Here is a 2,313-nt window from a genome sequence, read left to right as displayed (position 1 = left end):
GGGCGGGGGCTGGTGGCGGTGAGGGCTTTGGCGGCGTACCGACGCTGGCGGCCTCGGGTCGGGCATTCTCCTCCCGAAGCTGAGCCTGCCAGGCGGGGGAGAAGTAGGGTGCAGCCATCAACATAATGAGAGAGGGGATTATCCAACGGGCCTTGTGGCCCCTTTTTCTGAAGACTCCCCACCAAAATCCGATAAATCCAGCAAGCAACAATACTACTGTTAACCCAGTGGGCTCGGCGTCCATGCCCCATACTAACAAGACGGCGCACCTCAGATGCGGCATCTGGCCTAAAGCCGGCAGACTCAACCAGGTGTAAAAAGGTAGTTACGCACAATCCTGAGTAGTTCGCTCAGCAGTGCCCACCAAAACTCTGTATACTTCTAATAACCTAGCCCCTGCTCGCCGCGAGCAGGGGCTTCTGCTTGGAGGCCCATGCCCATCCTGGATCAGTACGGCAACCCCATAACCGGCAGACCCCCCACCAGCCAACAGCCCAGCCCGGTGGTGGGCCTGGAGCAGCGCTACCAGAGCTACCCCAGTCGGGGCCTGACCCCGGAGAAGCTGAGCCGCATCATCTACGAGGCCGACGAGGGCTTTCTGGAGCAACAGGCCGAGCTATTCAGCGAGATGGAGGAGCGCGACGGCAAGCTGGCCCAGGTGATGCAGGACCGCAAGCTCTCGGCCGTTGGCATCGAATGGCGCATCGAGCCCGCCGATAATAGCGCCCAGGCCGGGCGCCTGGCCGAGGCTTTCCGGGAGTGGTGGGAGAACTCGAGCCGGGTGGGCTGGATGCTGGACCTGCAGGACGCCCTGGGCCAGGGCGTCAGCCAGGTCGGGGTGGCCTGGCAGCGCCAGGGCGGCCTGTGGTTCCCCGGCCAGATGGAGCACATCGAGGCCCGCTTCCTGGTCTGGGACTTCGAGCTAAAGCGCTTCAAAATTCGCTCCCAGGAGCACCCCCAGGGCTACCTGCCGCCCTACGGCCAGGTGGTGGAGCACCGCTACAAGGCCCGTGCCGGCAGCCCAACCCGGGCCGGCCTGATGCGCACCAATGCCTGGTGGTATCTGTTCAAGCACTATGCCGTCAAAGACTGGGTGGTCTACGCCGAGGTTTTCGGCCAGCCCTACCGGCTGGGCAAGTACGACCCCGCCACCGGCAAGGATGAGCTGGCGGCGCTGGAGCGGGCGGTGCGGGCGCTGGGCACCGACGCGGCGGGCATCATCAGCAAGGATACCGAGATCGAAATTATCGAGGTATCCCGCGCTACCGGCGGCCCCGACGTCTACCGGGGCATCTACGAGCTGGCCAACCGCGAGATGACCCTGGCTACCCTGGGCCAGACCCTCACCAGCGGCGAGGGCGAGCACGGCACCCAGGCCCTGGGGCGCGAGCACCGCCGCACCCGCACCGATCTGCTGGAGGTGGACGTGCAGGCCCTGGCCGGCACCATCCGGCGCGACCTGGCACGCCCCTTTACCGCCTTCAACGCCGGGCCGGAGAACCTGCGGCTGGCCCCAAAGGTCATCGGGATCATCGAAGAAGGTGAGGACCTGGCCGAAAAAGCCAAAACCCTGGACATCCTGCAGCAGATGGGCTACCCCATTTCGCAGCGCTGGGTGGCCGAGAAATTCGGGGTGCCTGAGCCTGCCCCGGATGAGCCGGTGCTGGCGCGGCTGGGGGCGGCGCTGCAGGCGCCCCTGCGAGCTGCCCAGGAGGCCCGCACCCCGCTGGCGGCCCTGGAGCGCGAGCTGAGACCGGGCATGATGAGCGGCCAGCAGTTCATCTTCGAGCTGGTGGGGGCCAGCACCGAAGAGGCCGCCCAGGCCATCGCCCCCGCCCTGGAACGCCTGGTGCGCGAGATCCAGGCCGCGCCCAGCCCGGAGCGGCTGCGTCAGCGCCTGATTGAGCTATTCCCCGAATTAGACATCCGCTCTATGCGCAGGCTGGTCGAGGCGGCCTGGCTGCTGGGCGAGATGGCTGGGATGCTGGCCCAGCGGGAGGATTTGTGAGCGCCGATACACTATAGCCGATAGCATTTGACCTTCGACCTTCGACCATCTACCTGCGACTTGCGACCCTTCTTATGCCCTGGCCCCCAGACGCCAACCCGGTTGACCCCCAGGCCGCCATCGAGTGGTTCCGCGCCCGGCTTCCACTCACCGACCAGGAGTACTTCAACCTGGCCGACCAGGCCCGACAGCGGGCCTTTTTTGTGACTGGGCTGGCGCAGCTGGACATCGTGCAGGAGGTGGTGCACGCTCTGGACGCTGGGTTGGCCGAGGGCGAGACCTTCGAGCAGTTCCAGAGCCGGCTA

At 65.9% G+C, this 2,313-nt stretch carries 1 protein-coding gene and 1 pseudogene; both read left to right on the top strand.

All coding sequences use genetic code 11. The annotated features are described in order from the left end of the window. Positions 1 to 433: 433 nt before the first annotated feature. Complete coding sequence (locus Q0288_RS14415) at positions 434 to 2,008, top strand: DUF935 family protein (RefSeq protein WP_299431785.1); 1,575 nt, start codon at positions 434 to 436, stop codon at positions 2,006 to 2,008. Positions 2,009 to 2,082: 74 nt separating this feature from the next. Further along, positions 2,083 to 2,313: pseudogene (locus tag Q0288_RS14410) on the top strand (hypothetical protein); the annotation flags it as partial.

It is taken from the genome of uncultured Meiothermus sp., assembly GCF_937863175.1.
Classification (GTDB): Bacteria; Deinococcota; Deinococci; order Deinococcales; family Thermaceae; genus Meiothermus.
The sequence above is the reverse complement of the archived record's forward strand: the minus strand, read 5'-3'. Positions and strand labels throughout refer to the sequence as shown.

What these genes read in the sequence shown, in the direction of transcription:
- Q0288_RS14415 (WP_299431785.1), top strand. Translation starts at nt 434, where the DNA reads ATGCCCATCCTGGATCAGTACGGCAACCCCATAACCGGCAGACCCCCC.